25 protein-coding genes and 1 tRNA gene are annotated in these 21,930 nt (G+C 66.6%); 17 read left to right on the top strand and 9 right to left on the bottom strand.

Annotation, left to right across the window (positions count from 1 at the left end; all coding sequences use genetic code 11):
- Window positions 1-8 precede the first annotated feature (8 nt).
- Both serS and BM397_RS28225 read right to left on the bottom strand, forming a co-directional pair.
- Window positions 9-1,301: a serine--tRNA ligase gene (serS, locus tag BM397_RS28230; RefSeq protein WP_092431325.1), complete on the bottom strand. Its 1,293-nt coding sequence runs from the start codon at window positions 1,299-1,301 to the stop codon at window positions 9-11.
- A 49-nt stretch (window positions 1,302-1,350) separates the two neighbouring features.
- Complete coding sequence (locus tag BM397_RS28225; RefSeq protein ID WP_245696277.1) at window positions 1,351-2,040, bottom strand: trypsin-like serine peptidase; 690 nt, start codon at window positions 2,038-2,040, stop codon at window positions 1,351-1,353.
- 158 nt (window positions 2,041-2,198) lie between these two features.
- On the opposite strand from BM397_RS28225, the gene BM397_RS28220 reads away from it, so the two are divergent.
- From BM397_RS28220 to BM397_RS28165, 12 genes are all read left to right on the top strand, one after another.
- On the top strand, window positions 2,199-3,113 hold the full coding sequence (locus BM397_RS28220) for a GIY-YIG nuclease family protein (protein ID WP_092431327.1): 915 nt from the start codon (window positions 2,199-2,201) through the stop codon (window positions 3,111-3,113).
- Window positions 3,114-3,298: 185 nt separating this feature from the next.
- Window positions 3,299-3,586: a preprotein translocase subunit YajC gene (yajC, locus tag BM397_RS28215; RefSeq protein WP_092431329.1), complete on the top strand. Its 288-nt coding sequence runs from the start codon at window positions 3,299-3,301 to the stop codon at window positions 3,584-3,586.
- Window positions 3,587-3,611: 25 nt separating this feature from the next.
- Window positions 3,612-5,273 carry a protein translocase subunit SecD gene (gene secD, locus BM397_RS29875; RefSeq protein ID WP_092431330.1) on the top strand — a complete coding sequence of 554 codons (1,662 nt, stop codon included), beginning with the start codon at window positions 3,612-3,614 and terminating at the stop codon, window positions 5,271-5,273.
- 3 nt (window positions 5,274-5,276) lie between these two features.
- A complete protein-coding gene (secF, locus tag BM397_RS29870; RefSeq protein ID WP_092431332.1) occupies window positions 5,277-6,245 on the top strand; it encodes a protein translocase subunit SecF in 969 nt (322 codons plus the stop codon).
- Window positions 6,246-6,600: 355 nt separating this feature from the next.
- Entirely contained in the window at window positions 6,601-6,954 is a 354-nt protein-coding gene (locus BM397_RS28200; protein ID WP_092431334.1) for an Mth938-like domain-containing protein, read from the top strand.
- Between the two features lie 134 nt (window positions 6,955-7,088).
- Entirely contained in the window at window positions 7,089-7,703 is a 615-nt protein-coding gene (ccmA, locus tag BM397_RS28195; RefSeq protein ID WP_092431335.1) for a heme ABC exporter ATP-binding protein CcmA, read from the top strand.
- Entirely contained in the window at window positions 7,700-8,356 is a 657-nt protein-coding gene (gene ccmB / locus BM397_RS28190; protein ID WP_066105998.1) for a heme exporter protein CcmB, read from the top strand. Before ccmA ends, ccmB begins: the two co-directional genes overlap by 4 nt.
- Window positions 8,357-8,436: 80 nt before the next feature.
- Window positions 8,437-9,165 (top strand): heme ABC transporter permease, encoded by a 729-nt coding sequence (locus BM397_RS28185; protein WP_092431336.1) that lies wholly within the window; start codon window positions 8,437-8,439, stop codon window positions 9,163-9,165.
- Window positions 9,162-9,320 (top strand): heme exporter protein CcmD, encoded by a 159-nt coding sequence (gene ccmD / locus BM397_RS28180; protein ID WP_092431337.1) that lies wholly within the window; start codon window positions 9,162-9,164, stop codon window positions 9,318-9,320. Before BM397_RS28185 ends, ccmD begins: the two co-directional genes overlap by 4 nt.
- Window positions 9,313-9,864, top strand: a complete 552-nt coding sequence (locus tag BM397_RS28175) for a DsbE family thiol:disulfide interchange protein (protein WP_245696278.1) — start codon at window positions 9,313-9,315, stop codon at window positions 9,862-9,864. Before ccmD ends, BM397_RS28175 begins: the two co-directional genes overlap by 8 nt.
- 86 nt (window positions 9,865-9,950) lie before the next feature.
- Window positions 9,951-10,490 carry an NUDIX hydrolase gene (locus BM397_RS28170; protein WP_092431340.1) on the top strand — a complete coding sequence of 180 codons (540 nt, stop codon included), beginning with the start codon at window positions 9,951-9,953 and terminating at the stop codon, window positions 10,488-10,490.
- A 5-nt stretch (window positions 10,491-10,495) separates the two neighbouring features.
- Window positions 10,496-11,227 carry a heme-dependent oxidative N-demethylase family protein gene (locus BM397_RS28165; protein WP_092431341.1) on the top strand — a complete coding sequence of 244 codons (732 nt, stop codon included), beginning with the start codon at window positions 10,496-10,498 and terminating at the stop codon, window positions 11,225-11,227.
- A gap of 14 nt (window positions 11,228-11,241) precedes the next feature.
- On the opposite strand, the gene BM397_RS28160 is transcribed toward BM397_RS28165, so the two are convergent.
- From BM397_RS28160 to BM397_RS28140, 5 genes are all read right to left on the bottom strand, one after another.
- Window positions 11,242-11,979: a hypothetical protein gene (locus BM397_RS28160; protein WP_092431343.1), complete on the bottom strand. Its 738-nt coding sequence runs from the start codon at window positions 11,977-11,979 to the stop codon at window positions 11,242-11,244.
- Between the two features lie 130 nt (window positions 11,980-12,109).
- Complete coding sequence (locus tag BM397_RS28155) at window positions 12,110-12,916, bottom strand: lytic murein transglycosylase (protein WP_092431344.1); 807 nt, start codon at window positions 12,914-12,916, stop codon at window positions 12,110-12,112.
- Between the two features lie 143 nt (window positions 12,917-13,059).
- Window positions 13,060-13,284: a hypothetical protein gene (locus BM397_RS28150; protein WP_092431345.1), complete on the bottom strand. Its 225-nt coding sequence runs from the start codon at window positions 13,282-13,284 to the stop codon at window positions 13,060-13,062.
- A 143-nt stretch (window positions 13,285-13,427) separates the two neighbouring features.
- Entirely contained in the window at window positions 13,428-14,834 is a 1,407-nt protein-coding gene (glnA, locus tag BM397_RS28145) for a type I glutamate--ammonia ligase (protein ID WP_092431346.1), read from the bottom strand.
- Between the two features lie 100 nt (window positions 14,835-14,934).
- Window positions 14,935-15,273 carry a P-II family nitrogen regulator gene (locus BM397_RS28140; protein ID WP_092431348.1) on the bottom strand — a complete coding sequence of 113 codons (339 nt, stop codon included), beginning with the start codon at window positions 15,271-15,273 and terminating at the stop codon, window positions 14,935-14,937.
- Window positions 15,274-15,445: 172 nt separating this feature from the next.
- Here BM397_RS28140 and BM397_RS28135 point away from each other — a divergent pair, with 172 nt between their 5' ends.
- The gene (locus tag BM397_RS28135; protein ID WP_092431349.1) at window positions 15,446-16,990 is read left to right on the top strand and encodes an NAD(P)H-hydrate dehydratase; all 1,545 of its coding nucleotides are present in this window, start codon (window positions 15,446-15,448) and stop codon (window positions 16,988-16,990) included.
- On the opposite strand, the gene BM397_RS28130 is transcribed toward BM397_RS28135, so the two are convergent.
- Complete coding sequence (locus BM397_RS28130) at window positions 16,987-17,451, bottom strand: Hint domain-containing protein (protein ID WP_245696279.1); 465 nt, start codon at window positions 17,449-17,451, stop codon at window positions 16,987-16,989. The two genes, BM397_RS28135 and BM397_RS28130, sit on opposite strands and share 4 nt — an antisense overlap.
- Window positions 17,452-17,699: 248 nt before the next feature.
- Between BM397_RS28130 and BM397_RS28125 the strand changes: the two genes are divergently transcribed.
- Window positions 17,700-17,784 (top strand) — tRNA-Leu (locus BM397_RS28125).
- 559 nt (window positions 17,785-18,343) lie between these two features.
- Here the strand turns inward: BM397_RS28125 and BM397_RS28120 are convergent.
- Window positions 18,344-19,270, bottom strand: a complete 927-nt coding sequence (locus BM397_RS28120) for a serine hydrolase domain-containing protein (RefSeq protein WP_092431352.1) — start codon at window positions 19,268-19,270, stop codon at window positions 18,344-18,346.
- A 152-nt stretch (window positions 19,271-19,422) separates the two neighbouring features.
- Between BM397_RS28120 and fabG the strand changes: the two genes are divergently transcribed.
- From fabG to BM397_RS28105, 3 genes are all read left to right on the top strand, one after another.
- The gene (gene fabG / locus BM397_RS28115; protein ID WP_092431353.1) at window positions 19,423-20,160 is read left to right on the top strand and encodes a 3-oxoacyl-[acyl-carrier-protein] reductase; all 738 of its coding nucleotides are present in this window, start codon (window positions 19,423-19,425) and stop codon (window positions 20,158-20,160) included.
- 219 nt (window positions 20,161-20,379) lie between these two features.
- Window positions 20,380-20,613 (top strand): acyl carrier protein, encoded by a 234-nt coding sequence (locus BM397_RS28110; protein WP_007800270.1) that lies wholly within the window; start codon window positions 20,380-20,382, stop codon window positions 20,611-20,613.
- 810 nt (window positions 20,614-21,423) lie between these two features.
- Window positions 21,424-21,930, top strand: a 507-nt coding sequence (locus BM397_RS28105) for a PLP-dependent transferase (protein WP_143187084.1), incomplete at its 3' end; no start/stop codon positions are given.

The following is a 21,930-nucleotide window of genomic DNA, read 5'->3' as shown; positions in this document are numbered from 1 at the left end:
CCGCCCCCTCAGACCAGCGTGCCGTCGGCGGCGATGCGGGTCTTGCCGCGCAGCCACGGATGCAGCGCCTCGGGCAGATCGACCGAGCCGTCCTCTTGCTGGCCGTTCTCCAGCACCGCGATCAGGCAGCGCCCGACGGCGAGGCCCGAGCCGTTCAGCGTGTGCACGAACTCCGGCTTGCCGCCTTCGCCGGGCTTGAAGCGGGCGTTCATCCGCCGCGCCTGGAAATCGCCGCAGACCGAGACCGAGCTGATCTCGCGATACTGGTTCTGGCCGGGCAGCCAGACCTCGAGATCATGCGTCCGGCGCGCGCCGAAGCCAATGTCGCCGGTGCAGAGCACCACGGTGCGGTAAGGCAAGCCGAGCTTCTCGAGGATGCCCTCGGCGCATTTCGTCATCCGGTCGTGCTCTTCGCGGCTTTTCTCGGGATGGGTGATCGAGACCATCTCGACCTTCTCGAACTGGTGCTGGCGCAGCATGCCCGCGGTGTCGCGACCTGCCGAGCCCGCCTCGGAGCGGAAGCACTGGGTGTGCGCCACGTAACGGCGCGGCAGGTAGCTCTCCTCGACCGTTGCGCCATTGACGATATTGGTCAGCGTCACCTCGGCGGTCGGCACCAGCCACCAGCCTTCGCGGGTCTGGTAGCTGTCCTCGCCGAACTTCGGCAGCTGGCCGGTGCCATACATCATCTCGTCGAGCACCAGCACCGGGGTCCAGGTCTCCGACAGGTCGTTCTCCTCGACATGGGTGTCGAGCATGAACTGCGCCAGCGCCCGGTGCACGCGGGCCACGGCGCCCGAGAGCACCACGAAGCGCGAACCGCTGAGCTTGGCCGCGGTCTCGAAGTCCATGCCGGGGATCACGGCGGGCAGCTCGTAATGCTCCTTCGGAGTGAAGTCGAAGCTCTTCGGCTCGCCCCAGCGGCGGATCTCGACGTTGTCATTCTCGTCCGCGCCGTCCGGCGTGTCCTCAAAGGGCAGGTTGGGGATGCCCATCAGCATGTCGGTGAGCTGCGCGTCGAGCTCCTTGGCCTTGGTCTGCATCTCGGCGACCTCGGCCTTCTTCTCGGCGACCAGCGCGCGCAGGCGCTCGAACTCGGCCTCGTCGCCGCTGGCCTTGGCCTTGCCGACGTCCTTGGAGGCGGCGTTCTGAGCGGCCTGCGCGGTCTCTGCGGCATGGATCGCGGCGCGGCGCTCCTCGTCCAGCGCCAGCACGGGGGCCGAGGCATTCTCCACACCCCGGCGCGAGAGCGCCGCGTCGAAGGCGGCGGGGTTTTCGCGAATGGCGCGGATGTCGTGCATCGGTCTGTCCTCTTTATGTGCGACTCGCGCGGGTTATGCCCTGAATCGCTCAGGGAGTGTAGGGGGAGCCGCGCGTAAGACGCGCCCGGAGCCACTCATCGACCGGCACGGCAAGGCTGCTGCGCGCATTGGTGGCGCTGACCACGCCGATGACGCGCCACGGTTCGTCCGAGGCGTCACTCTCCTGCACCAGCACCGGCCCGCCGGAATTGCCGTGCCGCACGGGGCACGACAGGCGCAGCAGCGCATGGTCGCGCGCGCCGTCGCAGTCGAAGCGCGCCGAGAGCCGGTTGGGCCGCCGGTCGTGGTAGCCGACAAGCGCGAAGGGCGGGGCGGAGGTGCTGCCCAGCGTCAGTGGCGCGACGTCGAGCGGGCGGGTGAGGGTGAGCAGGGCGAGGTCGTGCTCGATGTCGAGCCGGTGGTCCCTATAGGCCTCGGGGTGCACCTCGTAGGAGGCGACATCGGCGTGATCGGCATAATCCCCGCCGAACCAGCCGGCGACGAAATGCAGCCGCTCGGGGCGCACCGGATCGCCCTCCGGCCCGGCCACGCAATGCGCTGCAGTGAGCACGAGGGCGGGGGCGATGAGCGTGCCCGAACACATGCCGCGCCGGTTGTAGCCGCGGGTGTTGACCCGGCCGATGGCGGTGAACTGCGCGTGGTCCTCCGGGGGGAGGGGCGGCAGGTCCTGCGCCGCGGCGGGTTGGGCGAGGAGCAGGAGGGCGAGGAGGAGGCGCATTGAGAACATCTTGACGTTGTACGCCTCCTTGGGGCTCCGAATTTAGGGGAGATTTGCAAATATTTACATGGGTCTATCGGCAATCACGTGGAGCGACCTTCGGGATTGATGATAGAGGGGCTAAAAGTCGTAGGGTCAGCGTATAGAGATAGAAGTTTATGAGTTCTGAGCAAAGTTTCGGTCGAACAATTCAGTTGTTTCTTGTCGATGGCAAGCCCAGCGGGCTGCGACGCGCAAGCATTCATGGCTGGACAGGAATAGTCTTTCTCAGCGGCGCCTCGTCTTTCGCAGAACTGACGAGCCGAGATGAAGTCGACCGTACCGGTGTTTACATTCTTACTGGACCGGATCCCGACGGCGAGGGCCTCCGTGCGTATGTTGGCTCCGGAAATTCGGTTTCTGAGCGCATTAAGCAGAGTGCGTTGAAACGCGAATTCTGGGAAACCGCGATAGCCGTTACGACAAGTGACGATGACCTTTCGAAAGGGCACGCAGAATATCTCGAGGCACGGCTCATAGAGCTCGCTTCAGCGGCGAAACGGGTTCGACTGGACAACGGCACGCATCCAGAGATTTCTCGTCGAAGGCTGCCCGAAGCGGATCGGGCCAACATGGAACAATTCCTCGCAAATCTGAAGGTGATCCTTCCAGTGGTTGGCCTTGAGATGTTGAAACCGCAGCCACAGGCCGTTCGGCGTACGGATAAGCCCGTCGAGGTGCGCACTTCGGGCGAAGTTCGTTTTGAGATACGCCACAAGAGTGGGGTGAGCGCAGAGGCCGTCGAAGAGGATGGAGAGTTCATCGTTCTGGAGGGGTCTGAAGCGTTGACCGGCACCGGGTACGTTCAACAAAGCTACGGATCGCTGAAACGCAAACTCATCCATGACGGGGTGTTGCTGCAAAGCGATGACGGAAAGCTCCGGTTCGAAAAGCCGTTCCCTTTCTCGTCGCCCTCGGCTGCTTCGGCGGTGGTCCTGGATCGAAACAGCAATGGTCGCGTTGAGTGGAAAGTAAAAGACTCAAAACAGAGCTACCACGACTGGCAAGAATCCCAACGCGGCGGAGAATACTGATCGCATGACCGCGGTGGTCCCTTCCCCAGCGTCCATCACGCACACGTGTGTGCATCTGCCGTGCATCGCCCGTGCACAGCATGTGACCGCTGCCATCGCGCCTTGCATCGGCGGAGGATCGCACATAGGTTCCGGCCAAATTTTGCGGGGGGCGTGCCCCCATAGACACCAAGAGGAGCCCGCCCATGGATGGCAGCGCAGTCGCCCAGTTCGTCCCCCTGATCCTGATCTTCGGCATCATGTACTTCCTGCTGATCCGTCCGCAGCAGAAGAAGGTCAAAGAGCACCAGAAGATGGTCAGCGCGCTGCGCCGGGGCGACCAGATCGTCACCCAGGGTGGCCTGATCGGCAAGGTCGTCAAGGTCAAGGAAGGCGGCGAGGTCGAGGTCGAGATCGCCGAGGGCGTCAAGGTCCGCGTGATCCAGAGCACCGTTGCCCAGGTCCTGTCGAAGACCGAGCCCGCCGAGTCCTGATCCCAACGCGAAAGCGCCCACGAATATGCTTCAGATCGATCTTTGGAAACGCCTGACCATCTGGGCGCTCGTGATCGTAGGGCTGGCCTTGGCCAGCCCTAACCTGTTCTACAACAGGGTAGAATCCCACAATGACGCGGTTGCGGCCATCGAGAAATCGGGCGCCACGCCCGAACGCGAGGCAGCCGCCGCAAGCTGGCCGAGCTGGCTGCCCTCGGGGCTGGTCAACCTCGGCCTCGACCTTCGCGGCGGCGCGCATCTGCTCGCCGAGGTGAAGGTCGCCGACGTCTACGCCTCGCGGCTCGAGGCGCTCTGGCCCGACGTGCGCGACATCCTGCGCCCCGAGCGGGACACGGTCGGCACCATCCGCCTGCAACCCTCGCCCGCCGGCGAGCTGCGGGTGCGCATCTCCAATCCCGACGGCATGGCCCGCGCGCTGGAACTGGTGCGCGGCCTCGCGCGTCCGGTGACCTCGCTGACCGGCGCCGGCTCCAACGACCTGCAGGTCGCGGGGCAGGGCGACGAGATCGTCGTGACCCTCTCGGACGCCGAGAAGCAGGCCACCGACGAGCGCACCATGCAGCAGTCGCTGGAGATCATCCGCCGCCGCATCGACGAGGTCGGCACCCGCGAGCCGACGATCCAGCGCCAGGGCAGCGACCGCATCCTGATCCAGGTGCCGGGCATCGGCTCTGCCGCCGAGCTCAAGGACATCATCGGCACCACCGCCCAGCTGACCTTCCAGCCGGTCGTCAGCCGCACCACCAACCCCGACACCACTCCCGGCGTGGGCAACGAGCTGCTGCCCGCCATGGATGAGGAAGGGGTCTACTACGTGCTGGAGCAGGCGCCCGTGGTCACCGGCGAGGAGCTGACCGACAGCCAGCCGAGCTTCGACCAGAACGGCCGCCCGGCGGTGACCTTCCGCTTCAACCCCAGCGGCGCGCGCAAGTTCGGCGATTACACCGCCGCCAACATCGGCTCGCCCTTCGCCATCGTGCTCGACGACGAGGTGATCTCGGCACCGGTGATCCAGAGCCACATCCCCGGCGGTTCGGGCATCATCACCGGGCAGTTCTCGGTCGAGGAATCCACCAACCTCGCCGTGCTGCTGCGCGCAGGCGCGCTGCCCGCGGGGCTCGACTTCCTCGAGGAACGGACCATCGGCCCGGAACTGGGGCAGGACAGCATCGACGCGGGCAAACTGGCGACCGGCGTGGCCTTCGTGGCGGTGCTCGGCTTCATGTGGGCGAGCTACGGTCTCTTCGGCATCTTCGCCAATATCGCGCTGCTGGTGAACGTCGGGCTGATCTTCGGCCTGCTGTCGCTGATCGGTGCCACGCTGACGCTGCCCGGCATCGCAGGCATCGTGCTGACCGTCGGTATGGCGGTGGACGCCAACGTGCTGATCTTCGAGCGTATCCGCGAGGAGCTGAAGACCGCGCGCGGCCCGGCCCGTGCCATCGAGCTCGGCTACGAGAAGGCGCTCTCGGCCATCGTCGACGCCAACATCACCACCATCATCACGGCGATAATCCTTTATGTCATGGGCTCGGGTCCGGTGCGCGGCTTCGCCATCACCCTCGGCCTCGGCATCGTCACCTCGGTCTTCACCGCGATCTACGTCACCCGGCTGCTGATCGCGATGTGGTTCGAACGCCGTCGTCCCAAAACCATCGAGGTCTGAGCCATGCGTCTTCGCGTCATTCCCGACAATACGAGCTTTGACTTCTTCAAGCACTGGAAGCTGTGGTTCGGCATCTCCGGCCTGCTGATCGTGCTGGCCCTGGTCAGCTTCGGTGCGCGCGGCCTCAACTACGGCATCGACTTCCGCGGTGGCACCACCATCCGGACGCAGAGCACCGAGCATGTGGACGTGGGTGCCTATCGCGATGCGCTCAGTGCGCTGGGGCTGGGCGACGTGGTGATCTCCGAGGTGTTCGACCCGTCCTTCGGGCCGGATCAGAACGTTGCCATGGTGCGCATCCAGGCGCAGGACGAGGTGGCATCGGTCACCCCTGAGACCATCGCCCAGGTCGAGGCGGCGCTGCAGAGCGTCTCGCCGGATATCGAGTTCGTCTCGGTGGAATCCGTTGGCCCGAAGGTCTCGGGTGAGCTGATCTGGACGGCGGTCGAAGCGGTGGTTCTCGCCATCGGCGCGGTGCTGATCTACATCTGGCTGCGGTTCGAATGGCAGTTCGCGCTCGGCGCCGTGCTGGCGTTGGTGCACGACGTGGTCCTGACCATCGGCGTGTTCTCGGAACTGCAGATGAAGTTTGACCTGACGACCATCGCGGCGCTGCTGACCATCGTGGGCTACTCGCTCAACGATACGGTGGTTGTCTTCGACCGGGTCCGCGAGAACCTGATCAAGTACAAGAAGACCGACATCAAGGACGTGCTGAACCTGTCGATCAACGAGACGCTCAGCCGGACCTTCATGACCTCCTTCACCACGCTGCTGGCGCTCTTCGCGCTCTTCGCGCTGGGGGGGGACGTGATCCGTGGTTTCGTCTTCGCGATGATCTGGGGCGTTTTCGTCGGCACCTACTCCTCGGTCTTCGTGGCGTCGACGGTGCTGCTCTGGCTTGGCGTCAAGCGCGACTGGTCCAAGCCCGATGCCGAGGTCGAGGCCAAGAAGACCGGCACCAGCGTGTGACCCCTGCAGGGCCGGGAGACCGGCCCGCCGCAGGGTGACCCGCGAAGGCCTGCCCGGTATTTACGCGGCTGTTACTGCAAAGCCCTAGACTTTGGTCTAGGGCTTTGCTGCTTCCGGAGAGGCGCGCTATGCTGACCCTCCTTCGTCGGCCCCCGCCGCCCCCTCCAGGCCGCGGGCGGACCAACTTGTATGGCAAATTGCTTTTGATTTTTCTTATTTGTGCCTTATGCTGCCGCAGCGCGGCATAGCCCTGCGCTGTGCGCCAGGTTGGGAGGGGGCGCACAGTGTCCGGTCTCCGCGCATACAGGGAAAGCGGTCCACTCCGGGCCGCCTGTATGGGACTAGGGGAAGAACCATGCGGATGAATGAAATCAACTTCAGTGACGCGATGCCCGTGGAGGGTTACGGCCCGGGCTTCTTTCGTGTCGGCGGCAGGCCCGTCGATGGCGGCGTCTGTATCTCTCCCGAGGGCATGCAGCCCTGGTCGGGACTTTCCGACGAGGACACGCTGATCTCGCTCGCGGGCAAGATCGACGTGCTTTTCGTGGGCACCGGCGGTGATATCGCGCTGCTGCCCAAGGCGCTTCAGGCCCGGCTCGAGGAAGCCGGCGTCGGCGTCGAGGTGATGAACTCGCCGTCGGCCTGCCGCACCTACAACGTGCTGCTGGGCGAGGGGCGTCGGGTCGCACTGGCGGCAATGCCGGTCTGACCCAGGGGCGGGGGCCCAAGCCAGTCCGGCCGCCGCATGTCGGCCCGTGCCGGACCAGCCATAGTCCTGCAACAGCTTGTCGCGGCGCGGCTTTCGCGCTTCCCCGGGCCTTCCGGCTGGGGTAAGCCGTTGCCATGAATCTGACCGTTCGCGATCTGGCCGTGGCCCGGGGAGGTGTCCCGGTGCTGGAGGGGTTGAGCTTCTCGCTCGCCCCCGGACGCGCGCTTGTGCTGCGCGGGCCGAACGGTTCGGGCAAGACCACGCTGCTGCGCACCATCGCCGGGTTGCAACCGGCCTTTGCCGGCGAGATCGAGGGCGCGGGCGAACGCATCGCCTATGCCGCCCATTCGGACGGGCTGAAGTCCATGCTCACGGTCACCGAGAACCTGCGCTTCTGGGCGCAGGTCTTTGCGCAGTCCGACATCGACCCGGCACTCGACGCCTTCGATCTGCGCGGGCTTGAGGACCGCATGGCGGGCACGCTGTCGGCCGGGCAGAAGCGCCGTCTCGGCCTCGCGCGGCTGATGGTCACCGGTCGCCCGGTCTGGGTGCTCGACGAGCCGACGGTCTCGCTCGATACGGCCTCGGTGGCGCGCTTTGCCGAGGCGGTGCGCGGACATCTCGCGGCGGGCGGCTCTGCGCTGCTGGCCACCCATATCGACCTCGGGCTGGACGAGGCGGAGGCGCTCGACGTCACCCCCTTCAAGGCCGCGCCGCGGGTCTCTCTGGAAGATGAGGCGTTTCTGTGATTGCGCTTCTTCTCAGGGACTTGCGGCTTGCAGTTCGCGCAGGCGGGGGCTTCGGTCTCGGGCTTGCCTTCTTCCTGATCGTCACCGTTCTGATCCCCTTCGGCGTGGGGCCGGAGACCGGCCTGCTGAGCCGCATCGCGCCCGGCGTTCTGTGGATCGGTGCGCTGCTGGCCTGCCTGCTGTCGCTCGACCGGATCTTCGCGCTCGACTGGGAGGACGGTTCGCTCGACCTGCTGGCCACCGCGCCGCTGCCGATGGAGGGCATCGTCACCATCAAGGCGTTGGCGCACTGGATCACCACTGGCCTGCCGCTCGTGCTCGCCGCGCCGGCGCTCGGCGTGCTGCTGAGCCTGCCGCCCTCGGGCTACCTCTGGGTTCTGGTCTCGCTGGCGCTCGGCACGCCGGCGCTGTCGGTGATCGGGACCTTCGGGGCGGCGCTCACCGTGGGGCTGAAGCGCGGCGGGCTGCTGCTGTCGATCCTCGTGCTGCCGCTCTACGTGCCGACGCTGATCTTCGGTGCAGAGGTGGCGCGGCGCGGGGCGGAGGGGCTGGCGGTGCAGACGCCGCTCTTGATGCTTGCGGGGATCAGCTTCGGCACGCTGGCGCTGCTGCCCTTCGCCAGCGCGGCGGTGCTGCGGATCAACCTGCGCTGAGAGGCGTGCGGCGCCGGCAAGCATTGCCGCTGCCGAATATTTGAAGTGTAAAAGGGCGGGAGCTGCGCTAGGGGAGCCGCATGTCGATCTGGGAATACGCCAATCCGGTGAAGTTTATCCGAACCACCGACCGCATCCTGCCATGGGTGTCGGTTGCGGCGGTGCTGTGCCTCGTGACGGGTCTGGTATGGGGCTATTTCTTCACCCCGGATGATTACCGGCAGGGCTCGACGGTGAAGATCATCTACCTTCACGTCCCCGCGGCGCTGATGGCGATCAACGCCTGGATCATGATGCTGGTCACCTCGCTGATCTGGATCATCCGCCGGCACCACGTCTCGGCGCTGGCGGCGCGTGCCGCCGCGCCGGTGGGTGCGACCTTCACGGTGATCGCGCTGGCCACCGGCGCACTCTGGGGACAGCCGATGTGGGGCACCTGGTGGGCCTGGGATCCGCGGCTGACCTCCTTCCTGATCCTGTTCCTCTTCTACCTCGGCTACATGGCGCTCTGGTCGGCGATCGAGAACGACGACACCGCCGCCGACCTGACCTCGATCCTCTGCCTCGTCGGCTCGGTCTTCGCGCTGCTGTCGCGCTACGCGGTGCTGTTCTGGAACCAGGGGCTGCACCAGGGCGCCTCGCTGTCGCTGGACAAGGAAGAAAACGTCGCCGACGTCTTCTGGTATCCGCTTCTGGTCTGCATCGCGGGCTTCGTGCTGCTCTTCGTGGCACTGGTCTTCCTGCGCACGCAGACGGAAATCCGCGCCCGCCGCTCGCGCGCGCTGCTGGCACGGGAGGGCCGGACATGACGCCCGATCTGGGGAAATACGCCTTTGCCGTGCTGGCCTCCTACGGGGTGAGCCTAGGCCTCATCATCGCGCTCGTCGCGCTGAGCCTGCGCCGGGCGCGCCGCACCCGGGCCGAGCTCGAGAAGATCGAGGAAAGGGTGAAACGCCATGGCTAAGGTCTCGCCTCTGATGGTGATCCCGCCGCTGATCTTCGCCGGTTTCGCGGTGATGGCCTATTTCGGCATGCAGCGCGGCGATCCCAATTCGCTGCCCTCGACCTTCCTCGGCAAGGAGGCCCCGGCGCTGCCGAGCGCCACGCTCGACGGTTTCCCCTCGGTCGCCGATGCGGACCTGCGCACCGGCGAGGTGACGGTGGTGAACTTCTGGGCCAGCTGGTGCCCGCCCTGCCGGGCCGAGCATCCGGTGCTGCTGCACCTGCAGGAGCAAGGCGTGCGCATCGTTGGAGTGAACTACAAGGACAAGACGGGCGCCGCCTCGGGTTACCTGACCGAGGACGGCTCGCCCTTCATCGGCGTGCCCTACGATCCGCAGGGGCGCGCGGCCATCGAATGGGGCGTCACGGGCCCGCCCGAGACCTTCATCCTGAGCGGCGATGGCACGGTGCTGCACAAGCATGTCGGCCCGCTGGCGGGGACGCTCTACACCGAAGATTTCCTGCCGGCGCTCGAGAAGGCGCTGGGGCGTGACCTCGATCCTTGATGCCTCTGGCCGGTGCTGCGGGCGTATTATTTGAACAATGAAAGGGCCGGGACAATGCTTCCGGCCTTGTCGTGAGAGGAGGGCGCATGGCCGATCTGCCCTGGAGGATGACCCTGTACGATGCGCGCGACCGCGCCTCCTGGGCGGCGCTCGGAGCGCTGCTGCGCCGGGTCGCAGAGCCATATGGCCGCGACCCGCGCGAAGACCACGTGACCGGCTCGGGGTTCGTCGTCTCTCCCTGCCGCAGCTTCACGCTGCTGATGCATCACGCCAAGCTGGACCGCTGGCTGCAGCCCGGCGGCCATTGCGACGGTGATCCCGACGTTGCGGGGGTGGCCGCGCGGGAGGTCTTCGAGGAAACCGGTTTGCGCGCGCGGCTGCTCTCGCGGCGGCTTTTCGACGTCGACATCCACGAGATTCCCGCGCGCGGCGACGCGCCTGCGCATTTTCACTACGATCTGCGCTTTCTCTTCGAGGCTGACCCTGCGAACCCCTTGCTCGGCAACGAGGAATCACACGACCTTCGGTGGGTGGCGCTGGACGATCTGCCGCGCTACGCGCCGCAGCGATCTGTCTGCGTGCTGCGCGAGAAGCTGCCCCTCTGGAGGGCCGAAAGCGGAGAGTGACGACGATGATCTTGCAGGCGCGGATTCCCTACGATCTGACCGAGATGAAACCCTTGCCGGGGATCGCGCCGCTTGATCCGGCGGCCTGGCTGAAGGTTGACGATGCCTATGCCGCGCAAATGGCCGAGCGCGACCGCCTGCTGGCCAGCGAGCGCGAGGCGGTGCTGGCGATCGAGCCCGGGGCGATGCCTGCGGCGCAGGAGCTTCTGGAGGTGGTGCTGGCGCATCTGCCCGCGGGTTTCACCCGCGACGGCGAGGTGGTGACGCGCCCCGATGGTGTCGCGGTGACGCTCGACCGCGCCGACCCCATGGCCACGCTGGGGGGGCTGGTGCAGGAGGACCTGTGCCTGCTGCAGAAGCGTGGCGACGAACACGTGCTGACCGGCGCCGTGCTCTGCTTCCCGGCGGGCTGGCGGCTGGCGGACAAGGTCTCGCGGCCGCTCAGCATCATCCACGTGCCGATCCCCGAGTATGACGACAACATCGGGCGGCGGGTGCAGCGGCTCTTTGACGGGGTGCGGCCAGGCAAGCCGCTGGTGCGGGTCAACAGGCTGTTTCACGACGATCCGACGCTGTTCCAGCCGGGGCCGCGGCGCAGCAACACCGATCGGGCCGATCCGCTGACCGCGCCTTACCTCCGTTCGGAGCGCCAGTGCCTGCTGCGCCTTCCCGAGACGCAGGCGGTGGTGTTTTCGATCCACACCTACGTCATCGCGCGCGGGCCGGACACGCCCTAGAGGCCGGACACGCGCTAGTGCGGCAGGGTCAGAAGCCCGGCATCGCTCAGAGATACCCCGAGGACCGTCAGGCAGAGCGCCTGCGTCACCCGGCGGAAGTCCATGCCGCGGCGCAGGCCGAACGCCGCGACCACAAGTGCGACCGGAAAGCTCAGCATCGCCATAAGGCCGGTCATCGCCCAGGCCGCGAGCGTCAGCCGGGTTTTGGCAGGGTCGGTCTGCGGGATGACAGCGGGAAGACCAGCGCGGCCCCAGCCCGGGGTTTCCGACGGCGGGATGAGCGTGGCGGTCATCGCTTGGCGGATGCCGTCGGCCAGCAGCTCTTCGGCGACAATATCGATCGGCGCGAGGCGCTTGCGCGGCGCGCGGTTGAGCTGATCGGGCAGGGTCTCGGGCGCCAGGCGGGTGCGGGGAGAGAGCCATTCGATCTCGGTCGCCGCGCAGAGCGGCGAGAGGCGGCGCACCGCTTCGAGCAACAGCGCGATGGCGTTCGGCCCCCGGGCGACGCCGCCTTCGCGGCTCAGCACCCGCAGGACGATTCGCGGCGTGCCCCGCTTGCCGTCGAAATGCGTCAGGCACAGCCCCAGGCGATCGCCCATCAGGGCCAGGCGGCGGCGCGACACCAGCAGCGGGCGCCCGGAGCTGTTGTCGAGGGCCAGCAGTGTCTTGCCGGCAGTCTTGAGCAGCTGCACGAGGTCCGGGGTTGCCGCTTCGGGCAGGTAGAGGGCCGCGTAGGGGGCTTTGCCCGTCATCCAAGTGTTCCTTCTGACACGTCTTTCCCCCGAATCTTGCGCGGGAAATGAGGAGGAACTTTGTCTCAAACGGGTCCCGGGATGGGCGATATTAATAAATTTCGACCACCCCGGGTTGCATAAGTGTAAATCAGCCGACTTTCTGAGCCACCAGCGCGATGGCCTGCTGATAGACGGTGGCGGCGTTCCATTCGTTCAGCACGCGGAAGTTCGCGGTGCCCTGACCGAAGGGCTGCCCGGGCTGCCAGCCTTTCTGGCGCAGGAAGTTGGCGGTGGAGGCGAGCGCATCGAACTGGTTGTAGAAATCGACGCGGCCGTCGCCGTTGCCATCGACGCCGTAGCGCAGCGCGTTGCCCGGTAGGAACTGGGTGTGGCCAAGCTCGCCGTGGGCGGCGCCCTGTTGTGACGGCGACAGCATGCCCCGGTCCACCATTTTCAGCGCGGCAATCGCATGCGGCGTGAAGAAGGAGGCGCGGCGGCAGTCATAGGCCACCGTGGTGATCGAGGAGACCACGGGGACATTGCCCATGGTGCGGCCGAATCCGGTCTCCATGCCGTGAATCGCCAGCAGGATTCCTGCAGGTACCCCGTAGCGCTGTTCGATCGATCTGAAGAACTGCGGATTCTGGTCGCGGCGCTTGCGCACCTGCGCAGCGAAACCGTCCACCGAGCCGAGGCGGATCCGGATGAACTCGTCGAGCGGGTATTTCACGCCCTTCTGGCTGCGGTCGACCTTGATCGTGTAGCTCGAGTAGCCGGCGCTCATCAGGGCGTCGATGCCGCGCTGGCCGACACCGGCGCGTTGGGCCTCGGCGGCGAACTCGCGTTTCCAGGCATCGAATCCTGCCGAGGTATTGCCGCAGCTCGCGGCCACGGCGGCGCCGGCGGACAGGGACAGCGTGGCTGCCGCCAGGAATTTCAATAGGGTGCGACGCATCTTGGACCTCCGAACAAACGCATATGCCGCAGCAAGGTAGTGCGGCAACCCTGATGCGGAAAGGGACGGCGGACGGACGCGAAGCCACGCGGCGGGAGTCTGCCGCATGCCGCAGCGGCAGGCAGGGCGGTGGATGGGCGACCTCAGAGGGAGGTGATTTCGACCGCCCGGGTGATGATCATCCCGACCAGCGAGAACAGCGTGACGAAGCTGAAGGTGAGCAGCACCAGGCGCTGCGTGCGTCGCCGGCGTGCGCGATCATCGTCGTCGGGGTCGCCTACGAGGGTCTCTGCCGGTGTCGCTGGCGCGCCTTGCGCCTGTCCCGGCGGGGTCACCCTGTCGAGTCGCCCTGCGAAATCCTTGTTCATGCTGAAAATTCCTCTGTATCTCGTGAGGTAGAAATTCCCTCTAGCAATACACTCTTAGGGTAATCTGGAGATTGCAGGGCAGAATTCCGGCATGAAAAAGGCGCCCCGCAGGGCGCCTTTTATTTTCTTCCGCAGGAGCGGGATCAGCAGCTGTAGTACAGCGCGAATTCCACGGGGTGCGGGGTCATTTCGTAGGCTTCCAGCTCTTCCATCTTCAGAGCGATGTAGCCTTCGACCTGCGACTTGGTGAACACGTCGCCGGCCAGCAGGAAGTCCATGTCGGCTTCCAGCTCGGTCAGTGCTTCACGCAGCGAGCCGCAGACGGTCGGGATCTCTGCGAGCTCTTCCGGCGGAAGGTCGTAGAGGTTCTTGTCCATGGCTTCGCCCGGATCGATCTTGTTCTTGATGCCGTCGAGGCCGGCCATCAGGAGCGCTGCGAAGCACAGGTAGGGGTTTGCCGCGGGGTCGGGGAAGCGGGCTTCCACACGCTTTGCCTTCGGCGATTCGGTCCACGGAATACGGACGCAGCCCGAGCGGTTGCGTGCCGAGTAGGCGCGCAGAACGGGGGCTTCATAGCCCGGAACCAGACGCTTGTAGGAGTTGGTCGCCGGGTTGGTGAAGGCGTTGAGGGCCTTCGCGTGCTTCAAGATACCGCCGATGAAGTACAGCGCTTCCTGCGACAGGTCCGCGTATTTGTCACCTGCGAAGAGCGGCTTGCCGTCCTTCCAGATCGACATGTTCACGTGCATGCCCGAGCCGTTGTCGCCCTTGATCGGCTTCGGCATGAAGGTTGCCGAACGGCCGTAGGCCTGTGCCACGTTGTGGATGACGTACTTGTACTTCTGCAGCTCGTCGGCCTGCTTGGTCAGCGTGCCGAAGATCAGGCCCAGCTCGTGCTGCGAGGTCGCAACTTCGTGGTGGTGCTTGTCGACCTTCATGCCGAGGCGCTTCATGGTCGACAGCATCTCGGAACGGATGTCCTGGCCGTCGTCCATCGGGTTCACCGGGAAGTAGCCGCCCTTGTAGGTCGGACGGTGGCCCAGGTTGCCCATCTCGAAGTCGGCGTCGGTGTTCCACGCGGCGTGGTCCGCGTCGACTTCTGCCGAGATCTTGTTCGGGGTGACCGAGTACTTCACGTCGTCGAACAGGAAGAATTCAGCTTCCGGGCCGAAGAACGCCGAGTCGCCGATGCCCGAGGAGATCAGGTAGGCTTCTGCTTTTGCCGCGGTGCCGCGCGGGTCGCGGTCGTAGGCTTCGCCGGTGTCGGGTTCGACGACCGAGCAGTGCAGGCAGAGCGTCTTCTCGGCGTAGAACGGATCGATGTAGGCGCTTTCGGTGTCGGGCATGAGCTTCATGTCGGAAGCTTCGATCGACTTCCAGCCGGCGATCGACGAGCCGTCGAACATGAAGCCTTCGTCGAGGAAGTCTTCGTCGACGAGATCGGCGATGACGGTCACGTGCTGGAGCTTGCCGCGCGGGTCGGTAAAGCGGATGTCGACGTAGGCTACGTCCTCATCCTTAATAAGCTTGAGAACTGCGTCCTTGCTCATTCCCTTCTTCCCTTTCTGTACTTGGGTCCGGTGTGTTCTGGTGTGAGGTCTTCCGCCCCGTCCCGGTGGCGGGCGGAAGACAGCGCAGGGCGATTTCGGCTCAGAGCGCGTCGGAGCCGGATTCGCCGGTGCGGATACGGATGGCCTGCTCGATGGGGCTGACGAAGATCTTGCCGTCGCCGATCTTGTCGGTCTTGGCGGCAGAGATGATCGCCTCGACCGCGGCATCGACCTGGTCGTCATCGAGGACGACTTCGATCTTCACCTTCGGAAGAAAATCAACCACATACTCCGCGCCCCGATAGAGCTCGGTGTGGCCTTTCTGACGACCGAAGCCTTTGACTTCGAGCACAGAGAGGCCCTGGATCCCTGCATCCTGCAAGGCTTCCTTAACCTCGTCGAGCTTGAACGGCTTGATGATCGCCTCGACCTTCTTCATGGCCTTGTCTCCTCGTGATCCCGTGTCGGACCCTGCCAGACCACTTCTCATGGGCGGCGACAATCGGATAGGCTGCCGCGGCAGGGAAATATGAGGCGATTTTTGGCATGTGGTTATTCTTTGCGCAAGTCGCTCATGAAGTGAGCAGTTTTGAATCGCGGAAACCAGCCGCATGACGGTGCTGTTGACGGCGCGGCAGATGCGCGACGCGGAGCAGGCGGCCTTCGCGTCCGGTGCGGCCACCGGCGCCGAGCTGATGGAGCGGGCCGGGGAGGGGGTGGTCTCTGCGCTGCTGAATTCCTGGGGCGAATTGGCGGTTGTCCCGTCTCGGGCCATCATCCTCTGCGGCCCCGGCAACAACGGCGGCGATGGGTTTGTCATCGCCCGGTTGCTGGCGAGGCGTGGCTGGGCGGTGCGGGTATTCCTGTTGGGGCAGGCCGATGGGCTGCCGCCCGATGCGCGGCTGAATCACGACCGCTGGTGCACGATGGGCGATGTGCGGCGGCTGCCCTTCGACACGCCGCCGCAGCCAGAAGGTCCCTCCGGCGTGGTGGTCGACGCGCTTTTCGGCACCGGGCTGACCCGCGGTCTCGGCCCGGAGGTTGCCGGGGTCCTTGAGAGTTTGGAGGCGCAGGGCTTTGAAGGCTGGTACCGCGTGGCGGTCGATCTCCCGTCGGGGCTCTGCGCGGATTCGGGGCGGCGGATCACCGCAGAGGACGGCACGACAGCGGCATTCCGGGCCGACCTGACGGTCAGCTTCCACGCGGCGAAGCTCGGGCACTACCTCGACGAGGGTGCGGAGTTCTGCGGCGCACTGGCGGTCGCCGACATAGGCTTGTCACCAGAGGCGACGCCGGAGTTGGTGCGGCTGGTGCAAGCCCCGGCGCTGCCGCTGGGAAAGCGCGGCGGGCACAAGTTCGACCATGGCCACGCGCTGGTTCTGAGCGGGGGATTCGGGCGCACCGGGGCGGCGCGACTCGCGGCGCGGGCGGCGCTGCGGGTCGGGGCCGGGCTGGTGACGCTCGGTGTGCCCGGCGCCGCGCAGATGGAGGTCGCCGCGCAGATCACCGCATTGATGATGCGCCGGATCGAGGCCGCCGACGACCTTGCGCAGATGCTCGAAGACCGGCGGCTGAACGCGCTGTGCCTCGGGCCGGGGCTGGGGGCGGACCGTGCACGCGAGCTCGTTCCCGCGGCGCTGGCCGCGGGCCGCGCAACGGTGCTCGACGCCGATGCGCTGAGCGCCTTTTCCGATGCGCCCGACGCCCTGTTCTCGGCGTTGCATCCGGGCTGCGTGCTCACGCCCCATGGCGGAGAATTCGCGCGGCTGTTCCCCGATCTCAGCGCGCGACTCTCCGGGCCTGCGCGCCGGGGCCCCGCGGTGTCGCGCGTGGACATGGTGCGCGCCGCGGCGGCGCGGGCAGGCTGCACTGTGCTGCTGAAGGGGCCGGACACGGTGATCGCCGCGCCGGACGGGGATGCCGCCGTGCACGCGGCGGTCTACGAGCGGGCGACACCCTGGCTGGCGACCGCCGGCGCAGGGGATGTTCTGGCGGGGCTGATCTGCGGGCTGATGGCGCGGGGCGTGGACCCCTGGAGGGCGGCGCAGACCGCGACCTTCCTTCACGTCGAGGCGGCGCGGCACCATGGTCCGGGGCTGATCGCCGAGGACCTTCCCGAGGCGTTGCCGGCCGTCTTGCGCGGATTGGGCGCCTAGGCGGTCGGGCGATCCGGGTGGGCGGAGGGCCGCGTCGGCGGAATCACCGGGCGGGCCGAGGCCAATTCCAGCCCGTCGCAATATATGATGTGCGCTGCGGTGAAGCTCAGCGCGACAAGCTGAACCGAATGACAGCCGGCGGCGCGCACGAAGTAGCCGTCAGTCAGCCGATCCAGCGGGACCAGCGCCTGGCTGGCGCCGAAGAGCGCGCTGGCGCGCCAGTCGCGCAGAAGGATCTGCTGCGCGGCGGGCAGCAGCGCCTCGCCCTCGGGCCGCGCGTTGCCGAGACTGCCGGCGCGGATCGCCACAAGCGGGAGGCGCCGTTTCAGACGCTGCGCACATGTGAGCGTGGCGACGCCGCCGTCGCGGGTGATCACGCGATCTCCGGGCGACAGGTATTCAACGGGGAGAGCCCCCTCGAGTGTCAGCACCCGGGTGCCGGCCACAAGGGCGTTGAGCACGGGACCATCCCCGTGAACAGAGTCTATCTGGCGCGCGGGAAGTCCCCCGTCGTCGCGCCGGACCGTTTTCGGTTCCATGGGCGCCGTCCTGCTGTGTCACTGCCTCTTTTTGCCAGACCGTACGTCAAGCAGATGTTAATGTCGCCAGATTTCTCCGCCGTGATTTCCAGGTGGTGATTTTTCCTCTCGCCTCGCCCGTGGCTCTTTGCTAGAGATCCGCCCGATCCGGGCGCCTTGCGCGCCCGCGTGCGGGTGTGGCGAAATTGGTAGACGCACCAGATTTAGGTTCTGGCGCCGCAAGGCGTGGGGGTTCAAGTCCCTCCACCCGCACCAAGTTCACCTTCCTGTTCATCTCTCCGAGACCTGCCGCCGAGGCGCTTTCGTGACCCGGCAATGCGGCCTTTGGTGGCTCGCTGAGCGGAGTTGAGTCCGTGGCCGTTCGCGACGGATCGGGTGGGCCTGCGAATTGGCGCAGGCAGAAAATTCAGCGGGATATGTTAGGGGCTTTCGACCGCAAGGCGCGCGGGAGGCCTCCGCTTCGCTGGCAGGGACTGCGTGGCTGCCTCGCCCCGGTTCTGGAGGCTGGGTCGCGGCGATGTCCGGCTGGCGGGAGTTGGATGGCTGGCTGGCGTCTGGGCTGGCTCGCTATCTTGCCTGTTGGATAGCCTGCCCAGACCGGTCGTGCAAGAGGGGGCGCAAAAAAAATGCAGAAAATCAATTAGTTGACTGATTTTGTCGGGTAGGTTGGGCCGAGGATTTCTGTCGGGTTTCCGCGCCGGACCGGGCGTTGAAGGGCATGGCGGTACCCATTCGGAGGGAGCTATCCGCCGTGCACAGAACGGGTTTTCGCGCTCTCCGGGGCATGCGCAGCGCAGCGGGAAGGCTTTCGGTGTTAACCGAGGCTGTGCCGCGCGGCGGCATGTTCGGCGGCGGCTTCCGAGGGGCCACGTCCGAAACTCGCGACGGTGACCGGGCGGGGTGCGTCGGGGAAATGATAGACCGCGTTGGCGCAGAACGGTCCGGCCCCGGAATGTCCTATGGCGCGCCCGGCGTCGCCACAGCGCCCACTCATCAACCCGAGCGCATAGCCGCAGTCGGTCCAGGGGCGGCCCTCGATGGCGCCGCCGAGCGGATGCCGGAGTTTCATCTGCCGAAAGCTCTCCGGCGCCAGCAGGGCACCGGTGAATAGCGCGTGCAGCAGTCGGGCCGCGTCGGGCGCGGTGCCGGTCAGGCAGCCGTGATAGACCCAGCCGGGATGGTAGCGCTGCGCGCCCTCCCAGGGCACCCGAGCGAAATCCGCGCGGTCGGTGGCGAGTGACAGGCTCTTCAGCCCGAGAGGGGCGGCGATGACGCGGGCGACGAGGGTGGCGAAGCTCTCGCCCGCCGCCTGCTCTATAAGGCCGCGCACGAGCATGTAGCCGAGGTTGGAATAGGCCCACCCGGCGCCCGGTGCAAAGAGCCGACCCTGGGCCATGGTCTCCGCGTACAGCCTCTCGCGCGGCCAGGGTTCCTCGTCCGCCGCCACCGCGGCGCGGTAGCCGGGCAGGGTGAAATAGTCCGGAAGCCCCGCGGTATGATCGAGCAGTTGGCGCATCGTAAAGGCTGCCCCGCCAGGCGTCCCGTCAGGCAGCCCCTCGATCGGCCCCTCGATCGGCCGGTGGAGGTGCAATGCCCCGGTCTCGACCAGCTTCAGCGCACAGATGGCCAACACGGTCTTGGTGAAGCTCCAGTAGGGCAGGATCTCGCGACCGGTGCCGCCGCACATCTCGGGCGCGCCATCGGCGATGCGGCAGGTGATGAGCGGCGTTTCGGCAGTCATGTCGCCTGCATAGCATCTGTCTCTCCGGTGGCCCAGCGGCATGGCCGGGGGCACGGGCTGCACGGCAGGCGGGTGCTGACCCTTGCCCGAGAGCGGCGGGGATGCCATATCGCCCGGGACGATTTACGGCAAAGCAGAGGGGCACGGACCTTATGTTCGATCTGACGGGAAAAAACGCGCTGATCACTGGCGCTTCGGGCGGCATCGGCGGTGCCATCGCCAAGGCGCTCCATGGCGCGGGCGCGACAGTGGGGCTCTCGGGCACCCGCGAGGCGCCGCTGCAGGAGCTGGCCGCGGAGCTCGGTGAGCGCGCCTTCGTGCTGCCCTGCAACCTGTCCGACCCCGAGGCCGTGGCGGCGCTGCCGAAGCAGGCGGCAGACGCGATGGGCTCGGTCGATATCCTGGTGAACAACGCCGGCATCACCCGCGACAACCTCTTCATGCGCATGTCGGACGAGGAGTGGCAGTCGGTGATCGACGTCAACCTCACCGCCAACTTCAAGCTCTGCAAGGGCGTGCTGCGCGGCATGATGAAGGCGCGCTGGGGCCGCATCATCAACGTCTCGTCGATCGTCGGCGCCACCGGCAACCCCGGCCAGGGCAACTACGCCGCGGCCAAGGCCGGCCTCGTCGGCATGACCAAGTCGCTGGCCTATGAGGTCGCCTCGCGCGGGATCACCGCCAATGCCGTGGCCCCGGGCTTCATCGAGACCGCGATGACCGACAAGCTCAACGACGAGCAGAAATCCGGCATCATGGGGCAGATCCCCGCGGGCCGCATGGGCACCGCCGATGAAATTGCCGCAGCTGTCCTCTATCTTTCCAGCCCGGAAGCTGGTTATGTCACCGGCGCGACGCTGCATGTGAACGGCGGTATGGCAATGCTCTGACCACGTACCCCAGGGTGCGGCGGAAAGCGTTTGCCATCCTGCGAGCTTATGCTATAGGCGCGCAGGAACTTGGATCGGGTCGGTGCAGACGCGCCGGTCTGGTCTTTCCCGGGTCTTCCGGGGTTACGTTGCCCGGTTCCGGGCGGATTGAGCAGCCACCCCGCTGGGGCAAGGGCAAAGACGGGCCGCTCGGCCCAGACACATTGTGAGGACAGAAGAATGAGCGATATCCCTGATCGCGTGCGCAAGATCGTGGTTGAGCACCTGGGCGTTGAAGAAGACAAGGTGACCGAGAGCGCCTCCTTCATCGACGATCTGGGCGCAGACAGCCTCGACACCGTGGAACTGGTCATGGCCTTCGAAGAAGAGTTCGGCATCGAGATCCCCGATGACGCAGCCGAGACCATCCAGACCTTCGGCGATGCTGTGAAGTTCATCAAAGAAGCCTCCTGAGCTTTTCCGACTCCGTCACCGGAGTTGCAGACGGCGCCCCTCGCGGGCGCCGTTTTGCGTTTGCACGTGCGTGGCTCGCGGCAGGCGCGGCCAGCCGGCATGCGTCGTGGCGTCTTGCGCGAACCACCCTGGCCGCAGGTGCCGGCACGGGGCGCAGGGGCCCAGGCCCTCGGGCCGAACCAACAGGAACCACTAGGCACCACAAGGACGGCGTGCAGGCGCGTTTCGTTCCGGCTTTCGCGGTGGCCCGGTCCGCCGTCGATACTTCTGCGACCGAGCCGGGCAAGTCCCGCGCACGGGCCCTGGTGCTTCGCCAAGCCGGGAAGAGGGGTGAGCGGGCTCTCATGAACCGGCTTCGGGCGACCCTGCCCGAGGCGAAGCGGCAGCTGAGCTTGCAGACCGCGTCGCCCACACAGAGCTGCCGAGCAAGACCAGTCCGGCGAGCCAGCGCTCCAGGCCAGCGACACGGGAAGGGCGGCAGGAGGCCCTCGAAGCGGCCTTGCCGAGCCGCCAGAACAATGGCTGGCGCGCTCAGGGCGGAAACCGGGATCACCCGGCGCAGCGGCAGGCCGGAGGCGCATCCAGGATGCGGGCCTGGCGTGCCCCTCACCGAGGCGTCCTCTGGCACTTCTACGGGTCTGCGGGCATCGTGACCTGCGAAGGAGCGCTCAGCGAAGCTTCGCGGCCCGTTCGGCCCGCGCGGAGCAACCGAGTCAGGCATCTTTGGCCGAAAGCTCGGCCCATGCCCTCCGGCATTGCCGCCGCCGCTTTGGTTGCCTAACGTGCCGCAACGTAAGGAGGAGGACCTACATGACCGACAAGACCCCCGACGAGATTCCCGGCCGGACTCCCGGTTTCGACACGCTCGCCGTCCATGCTGGTGCCGAGCCCGACGCCGCCACCGGCGCGCGGCAGGTGCCGATCTACCAGAGCACATCCTACGTGTTCCGTGATGCCGACCACGCGGCACGGCTCTTCAACCTCGAAGAGGTCGGCTACATCTACTCGCGGCTCACCAACCCCACGGTCTCGGCGCTGGCGGCCCGGGTCACCGCGCTCGAAGGCGGCGCCGGCGGCATCGCCTGCTCGTCGGGTCACGCGGCGCAGATCATGGCGCTCTTCCCGCTGATGGCGCCGGGCTGCAACATCGTCTCGTCCTCGCGGCTTTATGGCGGCACGATCACCCAGTTCAGCCAGACCATCCGCCGCTTCGGCTGGTCGGCCAGCTTCGTCGACACCGACGATCTGGACGCGGTGAAGGCGGCGATCGACGAGAACACCCGCGCGCTCTTCTGCGAGACCATCGCCAACCCCGGC

It is taken from the genome of Alloyangia pacifica (assembly GCF_900116195.1).
Classification (GTDB): Bacteria; Pseudomonadota; Alphaproteobacteria; order Rhodobacterales; family Rhodobacteraceae; genus Salipiger; species Salipiger pacificus.
This window is presented reverse-complemented; position numbering and strand designations above follow the sequence as displayed.